The organism is Streptomyces sp. NPDC051064 (assembly GCF_044455985.1).
GTDB lineage: Bacteria > Actinomycetota > Actinomycetes > Streptomycetales > Streptomycetaceae > Streptomyces.
The window spans coordinates 85,750-102,670 of the sequence record NZ_JBITFK010000009.1 but is presented as its reverse complement, the minus strand read 5'-3'; the positions used below and the strand labels follow the sequence as shown (position 1 = coordinate 102,670).

At 69.7% G+C, this 16,921-nt stretch carries 12 protein-coding genes and 3 pseudogenes; 8 read left to right on the top strand and 7 right to left on the bottom strand.

The features are described 5' to 3' along the window. Nucleotides 1–11: 11 nt before the first annotated feature. Entirely contained in the window at nucleotides 12–650 is a 639-nt protein-coding gene (locus ACIBCU_RS29255) for a TetR/AcrR family transcriptional regulator (protein ID WP_399235105.1), read from the bottom strand. Between the two features lie 281 nt (nucleotides 651–931). On the opposite strand from ACIBCU_RS29255, the gene ACIBCU_RS29250 reads away from it, so the two are divergent. From ACIBCU_RS29250 to ACIBCU_RS29230, 5 genes are all read left to right on the top strand, one after another. Continuing rightward, a complete protein-coding gene (locus tag ACIBCU_RS29250) occupies nucleotides 932–2,104 on the top strand; it encodes an acyl-CoA dehydrogenase family protein (RefSeq protein WP_399235103.1) in 1,173 nt (390 codons plus the stop codon). Beyond that, complete coding sequence (locus ACIBCU_RS29245; protein ID WP_399235101.1) at nucleotides 2,101–3,255, top strand: acetyl-CoA acetyltransferase; 1,155 nt, start codon at nucleotides 2,101–2,103, stop codon at nucleotides 3,253–3,255. Before ACIBCU_RS29250 ends, ACIBCU_RS29245 begins: the two co-directional genes overlap by 4 nt. Before the next feature lie 5 nt (nucleotides 3,256–3,260). Then, the gene (locus tag ACIBCU_RS29240) at nucleotides 3,261–3,659 is read left to right on the top strand and encodes a Zn-ribbon domain-containing OB-fold protein (RefSeq protein WP_399235099.1); all 399 of its coding nucleotides are present in this window, start codon (nucleotides 3,261–3,263) and stop codon (nucleotides 3,657–3,659) included. Then, nucleotides 3,656–5,782 (top strand): acetate--CoA ligase family protein, encoded by a 2,127-nt coding sequence (locus ACIBCU_RS29235; protein ID WP_362930847.1) that lies wholly within the window; start codon nucleotides 3,656–3,658, stop codon nucleotides 5,780–5,782. The genes ACIBCU_RS29240 and ACIBCU_RS29235 overlap by 4 nt, the downstream gene beginning before the upstream one ends. 153 nt (nucleotides 5,783–5,935) lie before the next feature. Then, nucleotides 5,936–7,264, top strand: coding sequence for an MFS transporter (locus ACIBCU_RS29230; RefSeq protein WP_362930845.1), 1,329 nt, complete (start codon nucleotides 5,936–5,938; stop codon nucleotides 7,262–7,264). Here ACIBCU_RS29230 and ACIBCU_RS29225 read toward each other — a convergent pair. The 3 genes and pseudogenes from ACIBCU_RS29225 to ACIBCU_RS29215 form a co-directional block, all read right to left on the bottom strand. After that, nucleotides 7,239–8,765, bottom strand: coding sequence for an MFS transporter (locus ACIBCU_RS29225; protein WP_399235096.1), 1,527 nt, complete (start codon nucleotides 8,763–8,765; stop codon nucleotides 7,239–7,241). The genes ACIBCU_RS29230 and ACIBCU_RS29225 overlap by 26 nt on opposite strands. A 145-nt stretch (nucleotides 8,766–8,910) precedes the next feature. Beyond that, the gene (locus tag ACIBCU_RS29220) at nucleotides 8,911–10,281 is read right to left on the bottom strand and encodes a cytochrome P450 (RefSeq protein ID WP_399235093.1); all 1,371 of its coding nucleotides are present in this window, start codon (nucleotides 10,279–10,281) and stop codon (nucleotides 8,911–8,913) included. A gap of 211 nt (nucleotides 10,282–10,492) precedes the next feature. Continuing rightward, nucleotides 10,493–10,657 (bottom strand): annotated as a pseudogene (locus ACIBCU_RS29215) (metal ABC transporter permease); the annotation flags it as partial. On the opposite strand from ACIBCU_RS29215, the pseudogene ACIBCU_RS29210 reads away from it, so the two are divergent. Further along, a pseudogene (locus ACIBCU_RS29210) lies at nucleotides 10,655–10,987 on the top strand (ATP-binding cassette domain-containing protein); the annotation flags it as partial. The pseudogenes ACIBCU_RS29215 and ACIBCU_RS29210 sit on opposite strands and share 3 nt — an antisense overlap. A 188-nt stretch (nucleotides 10,988–11,175) precedes the next feature. Here the strand turns inward: ACIBCU_RS29210 and ACIBCU_RS29205 are convergent. From ACIBCU_RS29205 to ACIBCU_RS29195, 3 genes are all read right to left on the bottom strand, one after another. After that, complete coding sequence (locus ACIBCU_RS29205) at nucleotides 11,176–11,391, bottom strand: DUF6243 family protein (protein WP_362930839.1); 216 nt, start codon at nucleotides 11,389–11,391, stop codon at nucleotides 11,176–11,178. A 429-nt stretch (nucleotides 11,392–11,820) separates the two neighbouring features. Beyond that, nucleotides 11,821–14,409, bottom strand: coding sequence for a glycoside hydrolase family 9 protein (locus ACIBCU_RS29200; protein ID WP_399235416.1), 2,589 nt, complete (start codon nucleotides 14,407–14,409; stop codon nucleotides 11,821–11,823). A gap of 266 nt (nucleotides 14,410–14,675) precedes the next feature. Further along, nucleotides 14,676–15,305 carry a TetR/AcrR family transcriptional regulator gene (locus tag ACIBCU_RS29195; RefSeq protein WP_399235090.1) on the bottom strand — a complete coding sequence of 210 codons (630 nt, stop codon included), beginning with the start codon at nucleotides 15,303–15,305 and terminating at the stop codon, nucleotides 14,676–14,678. A 49-nt stretch (nucleotides 15,306–15,354) separates the two neighbouring features. Here ACIBCU_RS29195 and ACIBCU_RS29190 point away from each other — a divergent pair, with 49 nt between their 5' ends. Together ACIBCU_RS29190 and ACIBCU_RS29185 are read left to right on the top strand one after the other, a co-directional pair. Further along, on the top strand, nucleotides 15,355–16,119 hold the full coding sequence (locus ACIBCU_RS29190; RefSeq protein ID WP_362930833.1) for an SDR family oxidoreductase: 765 nt from the start codon (nucleotides 15,355–15,357) through the stop codon (nucleotides 16,117–16,119). A gap of 399 nt (nucleotides 16,120–16,518) precedes the next feature. After that, nucleotides 16,519–16,813 (top strand): annotated as a pseudogene (locus ACIBCU_RS29185) (sigma factor-like helix-turn-helix DNA-binding protein); the annotation flags it as partial. Nucleotides 16,814–16,921 lie beyond the last annotated feature (108 nt).

Below are 16,921 nucleotides of genomic sequence, written 5' to 3'. Positions count from 1 at the left end.
GCCTGACCGGGTCAGGTGTCGATGCTCGTGGAGCCGAGCCGGCGGATCAGGACGATCGCGGCTTCGGTGATCTTGTTGGCCTGGCGCTTCGACGAACTGGTGGCGATCTCGCGTCCCGCCTCGCCGATGATCGTGGTCAGCACGGCGACGGTGAGCCGTCCGACCGAATCGATGCCGGCGCCGAGCAGCACCCCGTTCTGCCGGACCCACTCCCGGCTGCGCGTGCGTCTGACCAGTTCGAAGCCCGGCGGAGCGTCGCCGTCCATGAACAGCCGGGCCAGATCGCGGCGTTCCCAGGAGCCCTCCAGGAAGGCGCGGGCCCCGGCGATGAAGAGCTCCAGCGCGTCCTCGTCCTTGTCCTTGTCCTTGGCCCGCGCCGCGGCGACCGCGGTCACCGCGTTCTGCTCATGGGCGGCCTGGTGCTCCTCCCAGAGGGCGAGGAAGAGCTCGGTCTTGCCCCCGAAGTGGTGGTACAGACTGCCCACGCTGGAGTCGGCACGCTCCACCACCGCCGCGACACTCGCCTCGGCGAAGCCCTGTTCGCAGAACACCTCGCGGGCGGCGTTCAGCAGCACACGCCGCGTCTCCGCCGTGCGGCTCCACTGCCAGGCGTTTCCTCCGGACGCGGCGTTGCCCGCCTTTCGCGCCATGACGACCCTCCTCCCGTGCGGTCGACGGCCGTCGACACGGTCACCGTACCGAATCCAATCTTAGAATTGGGCACGCCGCCGTGACGGCGACGTTTCCCCGGCGCACCCTTCCCGTGCCACCACATGCCGTCTGAGCTCCGTACATCCGGACCCTCTTGGTGGTGACAGGTGTCTTGACACGCCGCTCTGGCCGGGCACAGTCTGAACTGGTTCCTAGAGTTCGATTCTAAAAAGGTGCAGCTGCTCATCTCGCGCGCCCGAACAGGAAAGGACACCTCTCGATGGTCGATTTCTCCCTCAATGTCGAGGAACGTCAGATCCGGGACACCGTGCGCACCTTCATCTCCAAGGAGGTGATGCCACTGGAACAGGACGTACTGCGCAACGAACGAGCGGGCGCCCCGGCGATCACCCTCGATGTGCTCGACGAGCTCCGGGCCAAAGCTCGCAAGGCCGGCTTCTGGGGGATGAACACGCTCGAGGAGTACGGAGGGATGAACCTCGGCGCCGTCATGTCCGCGATCCTCGCCATGGAGACCGGAAGGACGTTCGTCCCGTTCAGCTTCGGCGGCTCGGCGGACAACATCCTCTACAGCGCGAACGACGAACAGAAGCAGCGCTATCTCGTCCCGACCATCGAAGGCGAGCGCCGCTCCTGCTTCGCCATCACCGAGCCGGGAGCCGGCTCGGACGCGCGCAACATCCGCACCCGCGCCGTTCGTGACGGCGGCGACTGGGTGATCAACGGCGAGAAGACGTTCATCACCGGCGGCAACGAGGCCGACTTCGTGATGGTGTTCGCCGTCACCGACCCGGACGCAGGCGCGGACGGCGGGGTCACGTGCTTCCTCGTCGACCGGGCCATGGGCTGGAAGTCCGAGCCGATCCCGACGATGGGCCAGTGGGGTCCTGCGGCGCTGGTGTTCGACGACGTACGCGTCCCCGCCGAGAACGTACTCGGTGAGGTGGGCCAGGGATTCGCGCTCGCGCTGCGCTGGATCGGCCAGGGGCGCTACATGATCCCGGCCCGGGCGATCGGCTCCGCCGAGCGCATGCTGCAGATGGCCGTGGACTACGCCAAGATCCGGTACTCGATGGGTCATCCGATCGGCGACTACCAGGCGATCCAATGGCAGATAGCCGACTCGCAGGTCGAGATCGAATCCACCAAGTGGCTCACCCTGTACGCCGCCTGGCGGGTCCAGCAGGGCATGGACGCCCGGCACGCCTCCTCCATCGCCAAGCTCAACGGAGCACTGATGGCCAATCAGGTGGTGGACCGCGTCCTGCAGATCCACGGCGGCATGGGCTACACCAAGGAGCTGCCGATCGAGCGCTGGTACCGCGAGCTGCGGCTCCTGCGGATCTTCGAGGGGACCGACGAGATCCAGCGCCGCACCATCGCCCGCAACCTTCTGAAGGGCCACGTGCGGCTGGGCGGGATCGGCGAATGACCGGACGCAGGCGCGCCGCCATCGTCGGGGTGGCCGAGTCGGAGGTGGGCAGGACCCCGCACCTGACCGTGCTCTCGCAGCAGGCCAGGGCGAGCAAGGCGGCCCTGACCGAGGCCGGGCTCCGCCCCGAGGACGTGAACGCGCTCTTCGTGGCAGGGAACTGGTCATGGGCGCCGGCGCTGACCCTGGCGGAATACCTGGGACTGCGACCGGACTACCTGGACGGCACCAACATCGGCGGGTCGTCGTTCGAGGCGCACCTCGGCCATGCGACCGCGGCCGTCGAGGCCGGGCTGATCGACGTCGCGCTGATCACCTACGGCAGTACCCAGCGCAGCAACCGCTCGCGCACCGCCCCCAGGCCGCCCGCGACACTGACCGAGCAGTTCGACCGGCCCTTCGGGCTGCCGCAACCGGTCGGCGCCTACGCGCTCGCCGCCAACCGCTACTTCCACCAGTACGGCGCCACGGGCGAACAACTGGCCGAGGTCGCGGTCAGCGCCCGGCGGTGGGCAGCGCTCAATCCGGACGCCTACCACCGCGAGCCGATCACGGTCGACGATGTGCTCGGCTCCCCGATGATCAGCGATCCGCTGCACCTGCTGGACTGCTGCCTGGTCACCGACGGCGGCGGCGCGGTGGTCGTGGCCGCGGAGGACCGCTGGCCCGACGTCGACACCCACCCGGTCGAGGTGCTCGGCCACGGCGAGACGACCACGCACAGCTCCATCGCCCAGATGCCCGACCTGACCGTCACCGGAGCGGTGCACTCAGGCCCGGCCGCGATGAAGACGGCCGGCGTCACCCACGACGATCTCGACCTGCTGGAGATCTACGACTCCTTCACCATCACCGTGCTGCTCACCCTCGAGTCCCTGGGGTTCTGCAAGCCGGGCGAGGCGGGGGAGTTCGTCGCCTCGGGCCGCACGGCCCCCGGGGGCGACATGCCGATGAACACGAACGGCGGCGGACTGTCCTACACGCACCCCGGCATGTACGGCATCTTCCTGCTCATCGAGGCGACCCGGCAGCTGCGGCACGACTTCGCCTCCGACCCGCCGCGACAGGTCGACGGGGCACAACTGGCCCTGGTGCACGGCACCGGTGGGGTCCTCTCGTCCACGTCCACCGTTGTACTCGGAAGGAGCTGATCACCGTGGGGGATCTTGTGCCGGATGCGGAGACACAGCCGTTCTGGGACGGCATCGCAGCCGGTGAGCTGCGTCTCCAGCACTGCGCGGACTGCGACCGTGCCGTGTTCTACCCCCGGGCCCTGTGCCCGCACTGCTTCGGTGAGCGGCTGGACTGGGTCACCTCCCCGGGGACAGGCACCGTCTACTCGTACACCGTCGCGCACCGGGCCTTCAGCCCGTCCGCCGGCGATCCGCCGTACACCGTCGCCCTCATCGACCTCGACGAGGGCGTACGGATGATGTCGCGGATCGTGAGCGGCGCTCCGGTCCGGATCGGTGACCGGGTGGAGCTGGAGATCACCCGGCTGGGCGGCGAGGAGTCCCCCGCGCTGCCGTGCTTCCGAGTGAAGGAGAGCGCATGAGCACGGCCACGACACAGATCCGCACCGAGGCGATGCACGCCCTCTTCGCGCCCCGCTCCATCGCGCTGGTGGGTGCGACGGACAAATCGGGGTGGTCGCTGTCCACGTTCGACAACCTGCGCACCAACGGCTTCCGCGGCCCGGTCCACCTCGTCAATCCCCGTACGGAGGTGGTGCACGGCCGGCGCGCCCACCGCAGCCTCACGGACATCGGTGAAGCGGTCGACATGGCCTACGTCATGGTTCCGACACCCGCGGTGCTGCCGGTACTGCGAGAGGGCGCGGGTCTGGGAATCCGCAGCTACGTCGTGCTCACCGCGGGCTTCGGCGAGACCGGACCGGAGGGCAGACGTCTCGAGGAGGAGATCCTCGCCTTCGCACGTGAGAACCAGCTGACCGTGCTCGGCCCCAACGGCAACGGATACATCAACGCCACCGAGGGAACCACCCCGTACGGACTGCCGATCCCGCCCCCGCTGATCAGCGGCCCCGTGGGCGTGGTGCTGCAGAGCGGGGCACTGGCCAGCTCCATCCTCGCCTTCGCCCAGGCCCGCAACGTCGGTCTCAGCCTGCTCACTTCGATGGGCAACGAGACGATGGTCTCGGTCACCGACGTCATCGACCACCTCGTGGACGATCCCGCCACCCGGGTGATCGCGCTGTTCCTGGAGTCCGTACGCCGCCCCGAGGAATTCGCCCGCGCCGCCCGCCGCGCCGCCCGGGCCGGCAAACCGATCGTGGCACTCAAGATCGGATCCAGCGCACTCGCCTCGCACACCGCCCAAGCCCACACCGGAGCCCTCGTCGGGGACGACGCGGTCGTCGACGCGGCGTTCCGGCAGCTGGGGGTGGTACGCGTCCGCTCCCTGGAGGACCTGATCATCACGGCCGGGCTGCTGGCCCAGACCGGTCCGGTACGGGGACCACGGATCGCCGTGGTGACCCCTTCCGGCGGGGCCTGCGAGGTCATAGCCGACCGTGCCGAGCAGGAAGGACTGGAACTGCCTCCGTTCGCCCCGGAGACGGTGGCACGGCTGAAGGAGATCCTGCCGGACTTCGCCACCGTCCAGAATCCGCTGGACGTCACCGGCTATGTGGTCGTGGACCGCACGCTCCTCAGCCGGGCCCTGGAGGTGGTGGCCGACGATCCGGGCGTCGACGCGGTCATGCTCCTGACCGACCTGCCGCGGCTGCCACCCGCCGACCTGAACCTGACGCTGCAGCACTTCGCCGCGACCGCGCAGCGCATCCGCGACGCGCGGCGGCCGGTGATCGTCGCGGGCAACGTGCTCACCGACATCACGGAGGTGGGCCGCCAGGTCCAGCGGGAGACGGGATTCCCGTACGTGGTGGGCGGGATCGAGCACGCCATGACCGCGATCGGTGCGGCCGTCCGCTGGTCCCGCGCCCTGGGCGAGACCGACGGGACCGCCCCGGCCGACAAGGGCGTGCCACCTGTCGTGCGGGGCGAGACCACAGGGCTCTGGGCGGAGCACCGGGCGTCCCGGCTGCTCTCGGACAACGGTGTCCCGGTCGTCCCTTCCGCCCTGGCCGCCACCGAGGACGAGGCGGTCGAGGCGGCTGCCGCATTCGGGTACCCCGTGGTGCTGAAGGCCGTCGCCGAGGGACTCGGGCACAAGAGCGACATCGGCGGGGTGCGGCTCGGGCTGACCGGACCGGAGGCCGTGCGCGAGGCTCACGGCGAGGTGTGTGCCGCCCTGCGCGACCGCGGACTGACCGGTGCCGGCACCCTCGTGCAGCCGCAGCGCAGCGGCGGAGTGGAACTGCTCGTCGGTGTGGTCCGCGATCCGGCATGGGGACTGACCATGGCCGTCGCTCTCGGCGGGATCTGGGTCGAGGTACTGCGCGACTCGGTGCTGCGGATGATGCCGGTGGACACCGTCGGCATCCGCCGCGCCCTGGGCGAACTCCGTGGCGCCCGACTGCTCGAAGGGGCACGCGGGACGGAGCCCGCAGACCTCGACAAGGTCGCCGAAGTGATCGCCCGGATCGGGGAGCTCGCCGGAAGCCTCGGCCCGCGGCTGGAATCGCTGGAGGTCAACCCCCTCCTCGTCCGGGGGAGCGAGGTCGAGGCACTGGACGCACTGATCACCTGGAACTGAACCACCCTCGCGGCGCCACCCGAAGGCCGCCGCGGTCGCCTGCTGCGACCGCGGCGGCCTTCGGTCCCCTCACGCCGGTCACGGCCGCTCGAAGGACGCCGCACCTCGCTCGACGGACAGAGGCGGAACACCACTCGCAGAAAGGCCCGGGCAATGAGGCTCTCCTACGTACGCGAACTCGACGAGTACCCCACCGGCGGACGCCGGATACGCATCCTCAGCATGGCCGTGCTCGCCGTCCTGATCGGATCGTACGAGGGGCAGATCGCCCCCGTCGCCCCCTTGCTGCTCGAAGACCTGGACATGTCGCTGTCCACCTACGGCACCGTCTCCGCGCTGGCCACCGTCGCCGGTGCCCTCGCCTCCATGGCCGGCGGCCGGCTCACCGACACACTGGGCCGGGTGCGTCTGCTCATCCCGCTCATGCTGCTCACCACGGTGTGCTGCGTACTGATGACCACGGTGCACTCACCCACACAACTGCTCCTGGCCCGGGTCGCGCTCTCGGTCATCGACGGCATGGCGCTCGCGGGCACCGCGCCGCTCGTACGCGACTTCTCACCACGCATGGGGCGCGCCCAGGCCTTCGGCTTCTGGACCTGGGGCCCGGTCGGCGCCAACTTCCTGGCCGCCGCGATCGCGAGTGCCACCCTGCCGCTCTTCCACGACTCGTGGCGCTCCCAGTTCGTCATCATGGCCGTGGTGTCCCTGGCCGCCTCTCTGGTGATCGCTTACAACATCGCCGACCTCTCTCCCGAACTGCGCGGACGCATCCAGCAGACGGAGAAGCGGGCGATCGTCACGGCCGGCCCCACCACACCGCCCAGGGCCCGTGGCCTCCTTGCCCACCGCAACATGGTGGCGCACGTCGTCGGCATCGGGCTGTGGCTCGTGCTCTTCCTTACGCTCTCTCTGTACGGGCCGCTCATGCTCGGGGACTCGTTCGGCCTGAGCGCGTCGACCGCGGCCGGGATCATGTCGGTCTTCTGGGTGCTCAATCTGGTCACGGTCGTGGTGAGCGGCCGGATCTCCGACCGTCTGCAACTGCGCAAACCCCTCTGTGTGGGCGGAACGCTCGCGGCGGTGGCGGTCACCGGTTACCTCGTGCACCTGATGGGGCGCCAAGACGTCTCGCATCCGCACCTGATGATCACCGGCGCTCTGCTCGGCGGTGCGATGGGCGTGGCCTACGGTCCCTGGATGGCCAACTTCTCCGAGGACGCCGAGAACATCGACCCCCGGCTTCAGGGCAGCGCGTGGGGCCTGTTCGGCTTCACGTCCAAGGCCGTGGCGGTGCTCGCGCTGTTCGCCGTGCCACGCGTGGTCGAGCACGCGAGCTGGCACCTGTGGATGGTCATCGCGCTCGGCTGCATGGTGCTGTTCCTCCCGGCGACGCTGTTCTTCCACGGGCCGTGGCGACGCGCCGCCGTGGCGCCGGCAAAGGCTCCTGAGCCGGTCACCCCGGGGGCGGCGGCGGACTGACACCGTCCGGCGCGGGGGACCTTCGCCTCGTGCGGTCGGCAGCCTCGGCGGGATCGTCCGCCGACCGCGGCCGGCCGAGCGAGGCGAGCACCGCCAGCGCGGAGATGACCGCCATCACGAGCAGGGCCAGCCGGTAGCCGGTGACCAGCTGTCCAAGTGAGTGCGGAGCCACACGGGAGATCGTTCCGTCGAAGACCCGGTCGCGCAGCCCTGCCGGCAGCGCACGGGTGACGAGCGACATGGCCAGCGCCGTACTCACCACCACTCCCGTGTTCTGGATCATCAGACGCATCGCGTTGACGATCCCGATCCGGTCGGGCGCGATACCGTCCAGCATCGCCGTGGTGTTGGCCGGCATGAACATCCCCGAGCCCACCCCGACGAGCACCAGCCCGCAGGCGATCGGCGCGTAGCCCACACCCACGGACATCTCCAGGAGAAGAACCAGCAGCCCCGCAGTGCCGACCGACGTACTGATCAGCACGATCGTGCGCGGTGCCAGCCTCGAGTGCAGCATTCCCGAGCACGCCGACGCGATCATCGCGGCGACCGGCAGCGGCAGGACCTTCAATCCGGCCGACACCGGGTCCTCCCCGTGCACCGCCTGGTAGAAAAGCGCGATCAGCAGGACCACGGCCATCCGGGACACCGCGTTCAGGAACGACGTCAAAAGGCCCAGCGCGAACGGCACGTCCCGGAAGAGCCCGACATCCACCACCGGACGGGCGCTGCGCCGCTCCACCACGAGGAACAACGGCACCAGCAGCGCGAAGAGTGCCAGGCAGGTGACCACCACCGGATCGCCCCAGCTACGGTCGCCGACCTCCGACAGGCCGATCAACAGGCCTCCCAGACCGACCAGGACGAGCAGATTCCCCGGCAGATCGATGCCGCGGTCACCGCCTCGGCCGCCGACCCTGCGCAACACCACGGCACCCCGGACCAGGCACACCAGGCCGATCGGCACGTTGTACCAGAACACCCACTCCCAGCCGAAACGGTGCGTCAGATATCCGCCCAGAGTCGGGCCCACCAGCTGCGCCACGGAGAACGACGCGATGTAGACCCCCATGCCACGCGCCATGTGCCGGGGCGGGAACGCGTCGGCCAGCAGCGCCGCACTGTTGGCCAGCAGCATCGCGCCCCCGGCGGCCTGGACCACCCGCAGGCCCACCAGGAACCACGCCCCCGGGGCGAAACCGAGAAGTAGGCTGGCGGCGGTGTACGTGGCCAGCCCGAGCAGATACATGGTGCGCCGCCCGAACATGTCCGCCAGCCGGCCGAACACGACCAGGAGCACCGTGTTGGCCAGCATGTAGGACAACAGGATCCAGTTCGCGGCCGCAGCACCGGCGTCGAAGTGCCTCACCACGTCCGGGAGCGCGACGTTCAGCGAGCTGCTGCCGAGTGCGATGAGAATGCTCGCCATGCTGACAACGGACAACACGCGCCATGCGTAACGAAGTTGCTCCGCTTCCGCTGCTTCCCCGGTCCTGGACATGGAGCCCCCTGCCGGTAGGCGAATATTGAATCAGGATACTAGAACCTGATTCGATAGAGGCCGTTCCGCCTGAGGGCCACGCTCCCGGCCGGCCGGGCCCGGGACGTTCCCGGTCCCGGCCGGAGCCGGAAGGTCCTCGGTGCCGTCAGTCCTGGTCCGTGGAGCCGGTTCGCCGGTGTGTGGTCATCAGCAGGGTGCTGGGCCGCACGGTGGCCCGGGCCACGGGCCGGACCGTCCGGCCCGGCGGGAGATCGAACCGCACTCGCCTGATGATCGTCGCGATGGCGGTGACCAGCTCGGTGAGGGCGAACCGGTCTCCGATGCACTTGTGCTTGCCGGCACCGAAGGGGAGGAACGCCCCGGGCGTGAAAGCCTCGGCCTGCGCTTCTTGCAGCCAGCGGTCCGGGTCGAAGGTGAGCGGGTCGGGGAAGAGAGCGGGGTCGCGGTGCAACGCGTGCTGGCAGTAGGCCAGTTCGGTGCCGGCGGGTATGGACCACGGCCCCAGTTGTGTCCGGGTGACGGTGCGACGGGTGACGAGCCATCCGGTGTGGTGTAACCGCAGCGTTTCCTGGATGACGCGGCCGAGGTAGGGCAGACGGGGGAGGTCCTCGAACGCGATGGGCCGGCCGTCGAGGACTGTGTCGAGCTCGTCCAGAACCCTTCGTTCGACATCGGCGTCCCGGGCGATCTCGTGGAGCGCCCAGGCCAGGACCGAGGCGGTGGTCTCCGTGCCCGCCACGGCCAGAGTGAGAATCTCCGAACTGATCTGGTGCCCGGTCAGCGGAAGGCCGGTCTCCTCGTCCGTGGTGCGGAGCAGCAGGGACAGCATGTCACCGGATTCCTGCCCCGATTCGTGGAGTTCGGCCACGGCACGGTCGATGGTGGCCCGAACCGCGTCCCGGGCTGCCGTGAACCGGCGGTTGAAGGGCAGGGGGAGTTTCTCCACCCAGTCGGGCAGCATGACGCGCGCCCCGACACCGTTCATGACGACCGAGAGGTCCTTGCGCAACTGACGGAACGTCGCGTCATCCAGGCTGCCGGCGAAGACGGTCTTGGCGAGCATCTCGAGGGAGAGCTCGACCATGGCCTCGCGGACGTCGAGCTGACGGCCAGGGGCCCACGAGTCGACGGCGGTGGTCGTCGCGTCCCTCATGATGTCGACGTACCGGGCGATCTCCGGCCGGGCGAAGGCGGGTTGGAGCTGGCGTCGCTTGCGGACATGCTCCTGGCCCGCGGCGGTGACGACGGAGTCGCCCAGCAGCTGACCCATCTTCTCGAAGAAGCGTCCCTTGTCGAGACCGGGACCGAGGTCGGTCAGCATGGTGCGGATGAGGTCGGGGTCCTGGACGATCAGAGTGCGGGTGCCGGGCTGGAGAGTGATCTCGACCAGCGGGCCGTAATCGGCACGGAGTGAGGCGATGAAGCCGAGGTTGTCGCGTACGAGCTGTACCGCGTGACCCAGCAGCGGGACCGAGCCTGCTGCTCTGGGTATGGGGGGAGGCGCTACGAGCGTCACGAGAGCATGCCACCTTTCGAGCTGATCTTGGGCGTCATATGGCTTCCCTGATCGATCCTCGGGGCAATCCACCCGGTGACGTGGTATACGCCACGGAGAAGGACGTTTGGCGCCTGCCGCAGAGGGACAGCCCCGGGGCCGCGCGAGCGGTGCCGGACGTCGGGCCCGGGCCGTGTCTCGCGTTCGCCCGGCCGGTGGGGTGGACATCGGCGTAGCCGAGTACGGAGACCACCAGCGCGATGACCAGCGCGCCTCCGAGGTAGGCAAGGTCTGCAGGGCGCACGGCGAGCACATCTCCGAAGAGGAAGCCGGTCAGGTCGACCGCGAACGACTCCGGGCACGAGACGATGATCACGCCCAGCGACAGCATCAGCACCCTACGGACAGGCGCGTGGCGTTCGTGACGCAGCGTAGCAGGGCGGCCGATGTGCTGCCGCTCACGGTGCGGGACACGGTGGCGATGGGGAGGCGGAGCCACAGCGGACCGTGGCGACGGCCGTCCCGGCGGGACCGGGACGCCGTGGAGGCGAGCATGAGCGGGCTCGGCATCAGCGCCCTCGCCCATCGGCAGCTGGGGGAGCTGTCGTGCCAGCGCCAGCGCGCTCTCGTCGCACAGGGATTGGCCCAGGAGGCGGATCTACTGCTGCTCGACGAGCCCACCACCGGGCTCGACGCGACGGCTCAGCGGCTCATCGCCGATGTGCTGGAAGGGGAGCGGACGCGGGCGCCGATGTGCACGATGGCCGAGCTGTTCGAGAACTGTCGGTACTCCACCGACCCTCAGGTGGTGGGGGGCCGTGCGGTCACCATCGCCGACGGCGGCAGCAGGGCCCGGACCGCGCGTCGCGGACCGGGCCCTGCTGCTGTGCGGTGCCGCCCTGCGGCGGCGGTGCGTCAGCTCTGTGCGGTGTCGTCGTCCGCCTGCCCGGCGCCCTCAGCTGCGCCTGCCTTCTCGCGCATCTTGCGTACCAGCTCCGCCTTCTGGTCGGCTGCACCCTGGCGGTCGAGGTTGCGGTGCGGACCGTTGTTCTGCCGTTCGGCGCGCGACAGCCTCTTGCGCTGGCCGCCGCCCATCCCCACGGGGTTGTTGATGTTCTTGCTCACGGTCATGGGTTCTCCCGGGTAATGATGTGAATTGATCTACGGATTCATCGGTGGGGGACGGGCAACGACGTCGAAAGACGTCAGCAGGGGCCCATCACGCGCTCACTCGCAAATCGGCGTCTGGAAGAACATGACAAAGACATTACCCGGTTCCGGCGGCCCCGCACGCCAACCCCTTCGGTTCCCCGACGTCGGCCGGGCCTTCAACCGCGTCACCGGCCGGCCGCCCGGCGCCAGGAGAGACACCCGGCCCGAGGCTCCTGATGAGGGGACCCCGGCTCGCCGGTCGCATCGGACCGACCGCGCCCGAGGCGTACCGGCCCGCCGCTGAGCTGCCGCACCGCGGGACCGCGCCCGGTACCGCGCCCGGTACGCCCGGGAGCGGCATCCCGCGAAGGGTCACCGCCCCCGGGCTCGTACGCACCTGTATCGCGATCAGCCCGACGTGCAGGCCCGGCCGTTCAACTTGAACGACCTCGGATCCGGCGCCGGGCCCGCGGCCGAGGTGTTGAAGCCGAAGTCGACCGATGCGCCCGGGGCCAGGGCCCGGTTCCACGAGAGCGGCCTCGCGCTGACCGTCCGGCCGGACTGGCCGAACTCCGCGCTCCATGTGTGGCTCAGGCGCTGCTCGCCGGAGAACAGCCACGTCAGCGACCACGGCGAGACCGGTTCCGGGCCGGTGTTCTCGACGCGGACCGTCACCGTCGAGCCGCTGTTCCACGGGTGTGAGGAGTACGCGACCTTGCAGGTACGGGCCAGGTCGGCCTGCCCATCGCCCGCGTCGTCCAGGTAGGAGGCGATGAAGGCCAGCGGCGCGTTCCAGTTGATGGTGATCTCGTTGGTCGCCCAGGAGCCGATGTCGTCGATGTAGCACATGGCCGGGGCGCAGCCGCTCAGCTTCTCCGCCGCCACCGGATCGCCGGATGCTCCCGCGGTCAGGTTGGGGCCGCCCGCCATGGAACCGGCTGCCGGGTGCGGCAGAGCGGGGTCGTTCTGATGCGCCCAGAAACGGTGGTGCTGGTTCCGGGAGTCCCGCTCGCCGTAGCCGGTGACGTACGACTGGTTGAGGGGGTTGCGGCCGAGCAGGTAGTCGGCGCCCCGCAGCACGGCGTCCTGGTAGACGGAGTCACCGGTCAGATCATGTGCCGTGGCCAGCACGGTCATGTTGTTCAGGACCTGACTGTTGGATCCCCAGACGTAGTCCTCGCCCTTGGGGGCGTACGGAAGCCCGTACACCTGCGCGCGGGACTGAGCGGCGTAGCGGTCGGCGGCCGCGGTGACCACCGAGCGGACCTCGCCGAGCTGCGCCGACGTCAGACCGTTCGGCACGGTGGCCAGGGTGAGCACGCCCAGTCCGCCGGTGGATCCCCACGAGATGCCGCCGCCGGCCGGGAAGACCGCGTCCGTGTCACCGTGCAGGTCGGAGGAGAGCACCGCCTGGCGGTAGGTGTCCTTGCCCGTCGTGGTGAACAGCTCGGCGGCCGCCCAGTAGAACTCGTCCGAGACGTCGTTGTCGCTGTACGCGCCGCCGCCGGTGCCGTCGTTCGGGTCGGCGAGCACGTCCGGGTGCTGTTCCGCCGCGGTCCACGCGGTCTCCGCGGCCCGCAGGCAGCGGTCCGCGAAGTCCTCGTCGAAGGGGGCGTAGAGCCGGGCGCACTGGGCGGCCGAGGCGGCGAGGTTCAGCGTGGCCGCCGTCGACGGCGCATGCAACTCACGCTGCTGCGGATCGAGATGTGGCTTCATAGGCAGCCCGGTCCACTCGGCGTCATGCATCTTGTGGTGCGCCATCCCCGCCAGCGGCTCGCCGGCCGGGACCTGCATCTTGATCAGGAAGTCCATCTCCCAGCGCGCCTCGTCCAGGATGTCCGGCACTCCGTTGTCGCGTTCGGGCACCCGCAGCTCACCGTCGCCGAGCTCTGCCGACTCGGCGTTCGGGGCGGTCAGGGTGCGCTCGTACGTGGACATCAGCTGGGCCACCGAGATACCGCCGTTGACCACGTACTTGCCGTGGTCGCCCGCGTCGTACCAGCCGCCCGACACGTCCAGCCGGTAGTCACATTCCCCCGTCCGGCAGGGCACGTCCGTGTCGCCCTTGTTGGGGGCGACACCGATGTGGCCGGCCGGGCGCGCGTACTCCTCACCGACGAGGTCCGCCTCGATCGGGGTGCCGCTGCGGTTGTGGTAGAAGTACGCCAGCGCGTCGGAGCGCAGTCCGTCGTACAGGTCGCCACGGATCGAGAACGGCTCGCTCACCTCACCGTCGACCTCAACGGTGTAGCCGTCGCCCGCCGTGGTGAGGCCGTCGAAGTCGAAGGTGTGGACCCGCTGACGCGAGCTGGGGTCCTCTCCGTGCGGAACCGTCGTACCGGTGGCGGCCGTCGAGCCGTCCCCGGCCTTCACCGTCCATGTCAGCGGCGCGTCGGCGTCGGTGACCACGGTGCCGCTCTTGGGACCGTGGGGCAGGTACCCGACCTGGTTGACGCGTACGGGCGAGCCGGTGTCCGGTACGTACACGGGAGGTTCGGCCCCGCCCCGCAGCGATACGTCGTCCAGACAGAAGTCCGTCGCCCGCTCACCCCCGCCGATCTGCAGCTGCACCGAGGCGGCCGGCAGGTCCACCGAGGCCGTGAACGTACGAGTCACCTGTGTGACCTCCGTACCCACCGGGTCTGCGGTGGAGAGCACCGTGGTGTACGGCTCCGCCGCCTCCTGGACCCGGGTCTGGACGGTCAGGGGGACGGTCGAAGTGGCCGTGTAGGAAAGCTCGTAGCTCTCGCCCGCGACGATCGGGACATCGTTCTGGCCGACGATGACGTCCCAGGCGTTGGCCGTACCGGCGGGCACCTCCGCGCACAGCCGGCCGTCCGACACGGCCGCCGGAGCGTTCGCCGTCCACCACCAGGGGGCGGTACCGGCGGCGAAGTCGCCGTTGGTGATCTGTTCGGGGCCGGGTTCGGCTGCCAGGGCACCGGACGTGCCGGGCACCGCCAGCGCCGCCGCGAACAGTAAGGCGGCAGCCGACATCCCGAACACGCGTCTCCGGTACCGGGGGCGGTTGCGCACGGGCCGTGCGGAGGGTGGTGAGGCATTCACCGGGAGGGCCTTTCGTCGACAGAGGCGGTGGGCGTGGGAGATCGGCACTCCGGCACATGGGAGCGCTCCCATGTGCATTGTGGGGGTGGATCGCGCGTTCCGCCAGGGTCATGACAGCTCCAGGTCGTGAGAGGGGGGCGTCGAGGTGGAGGCGGTGGGCCGCATCGGACCCGCCCCGACAACGGTCGCCGGCCGCCTCAGCTCGTACGGCCGGTGGCGATCACGTCGTGGCCGAACGAAGCGGCGAGGGCCCGCGCGATCAGGTCGGGCAGTCCCGTCCGTCCGTCGTCATCGACCCAGCGCGTCAATGCCGTGTGCATCGCGGCCAGGCATGCGCCGGTCGCCGCCCGTGCGCGGAACGTGGCCTCAGGGTCGGTCGTGCCCCCGAGGGCGTCGACGACGGCCTCTTGCAGTGCGTACTGGCTGTCCAGGTGCCGGGCCCGAAGCGCAGGCGTCGAGACCATGAGCCGGAGGCAGTCCAGCAGGAATTGCTCGTCGGCCGCCGGTTCGTCCCCGTCGCCGCCGGTCAGTGCCGCGGCCGCCTCGACGAGCGCACCGCCGACGCGGCGCACCAGGGGGTCCGTCGCGGACGACGCGGCGACCCGATCGGCGATGAGCAGTGCAGGCTGGTCCACCAGGACGAGGTCCTCCTTGGTGGGGAAGTGCCGGTACACGGTCATAGCCGAAACGCCGACGGCGTCGGCGACATCGGCCACCGTCACGGCGTCGTAGCCACGGTCGGTGAACAGCCGCACCGCGTGCGCCTGGATCGCGCGCCGGGTCTCGGATCGCTGCCGCTTCCGCAGGGTCGGTTTCCGCTCATTCATGTGTTAGACACTACCGTAATGTTAGTGACTAACAAACGAGGTGGACGGAATGAGTGGTCAGGTCGGCAGAACAGCTCTGGTGACAGGTGCTTCACGTGGCATCGGGCAGGCGATCGCAGCCCGGCTCGCGGCTGAAGGTGCCTTGGTCATCGTGCATTTCGGCACGGACGAGAGAGGGGCGGCGACGACAGTCGAGGCGGTAGAACGCGCCGGTGGGACCGCCTTCACCGTCAGGGCCGAACTGGGTGCGGACGGCGATGTCGAGACGCTCTTCGCTGGTGTCGAGGCCGGCCTGGCCGGTCGGCCGCTCGATATCCTGGTCAACAACGCGGCGGCCCCACCGGCCGGTCCGCTCGGCGCGACGACACGGGCGGAGTTCGACCACCTGTTCGCGGTGAACGTGCGAGCGCCGTACTTCATCATCGAGCGCGCGTTGCCCCTGCTGGGGGACAGGGGCCGGATCATCACGATCTCGTCGGTGGCGACCCGGATGGCCAACCCGGCCCAGACATCCTTCGCCATGACGAAAGCCGCGGTCGAGACGATGAGCAGAACCCTCGCCAACCAGCTCGGTCCGCGAGGGATCACGGTGAACGCGGTCGCTCCCGGAGCCACCAGGACGCCGACCAACGAAGCCGTTTTCGACGTGCCGGGCCTCGCCGAACAGATCGCCGGCATGACGGCGCTCGACCGGCTGGGCGGGCCCGACGACGTCGCCGACGTGGTCACCTACCTCGCCTCCGACGCCGCCCGCTGGATCACCGGTCAGGTCATCGATGCGAGCGGTGGCCTGTTCCTCGGTCCACGCGTCTGACCGCCGAGCCGGACCAGTCGCAGACAGGATCGCTTCGGCCGTCTCTTCGACCCCGCTCGGGTTCCTGGCGGCCGCCCAGGACTGGTGCGTAAGGTTCCCGGATGTTCGAGACACCAGAGGCTTTCGCGCGCAGCACCGTCGAGCGCGAAGGGGAACGCGGAGCGGCGTGGCTCTCCGAACTGCCCGGGATCGTGGAAGAGCTGCTGGAGCTCTGGGGGTGCGTACCGGACGGGGAGGTGATGCACGGTGGGGCCGGATCGTCGTGGTCCTGCTCCGGCAGAGCTGAGGCCCGCCGGAGCAGGAGCCTCAGGTCCCCTGAGCTTCAGGTGGCAAGGCGTCGTCAGTAGGACAGCACCATGCGGGCGATCGTGTCCGCAGGTGTTGCCAGGCATCGGGGCCGGCCGGGTCTGTCTGGACATGCTCCGTCTCCGGAAACGGCGAGGTGAGGAGCCACTGGAGCACCGGATGGTGGGGCTGGAATCGCTCAGCCCGGCAGAGCGGCTGGCGTTCGTGCTCCACGACATGTTGGGGCTTTCGTTCGAGGAGATGGCACCGATCGTCGATCGCACGCCCGGGGCTGCCAAGAATGGCCAGCGGGGCCCGGCTGAGAGTCCGCGGCACGACGCCGCCCTCGGACCCCGACGGGTCCGACCCGCGCCGGGCGGTGGAGGCCTTCCTGACCGCCGCGCGCGGCGCTCATGTCTCCTGTGTGCCTTGCAGTTGCAGTTCGAGCGGTGAATCGTACGCGCCCCATCGTGGGCTTTTGGCGCCGGCGGCCGGAACATTCGACGAACGCCCAAAC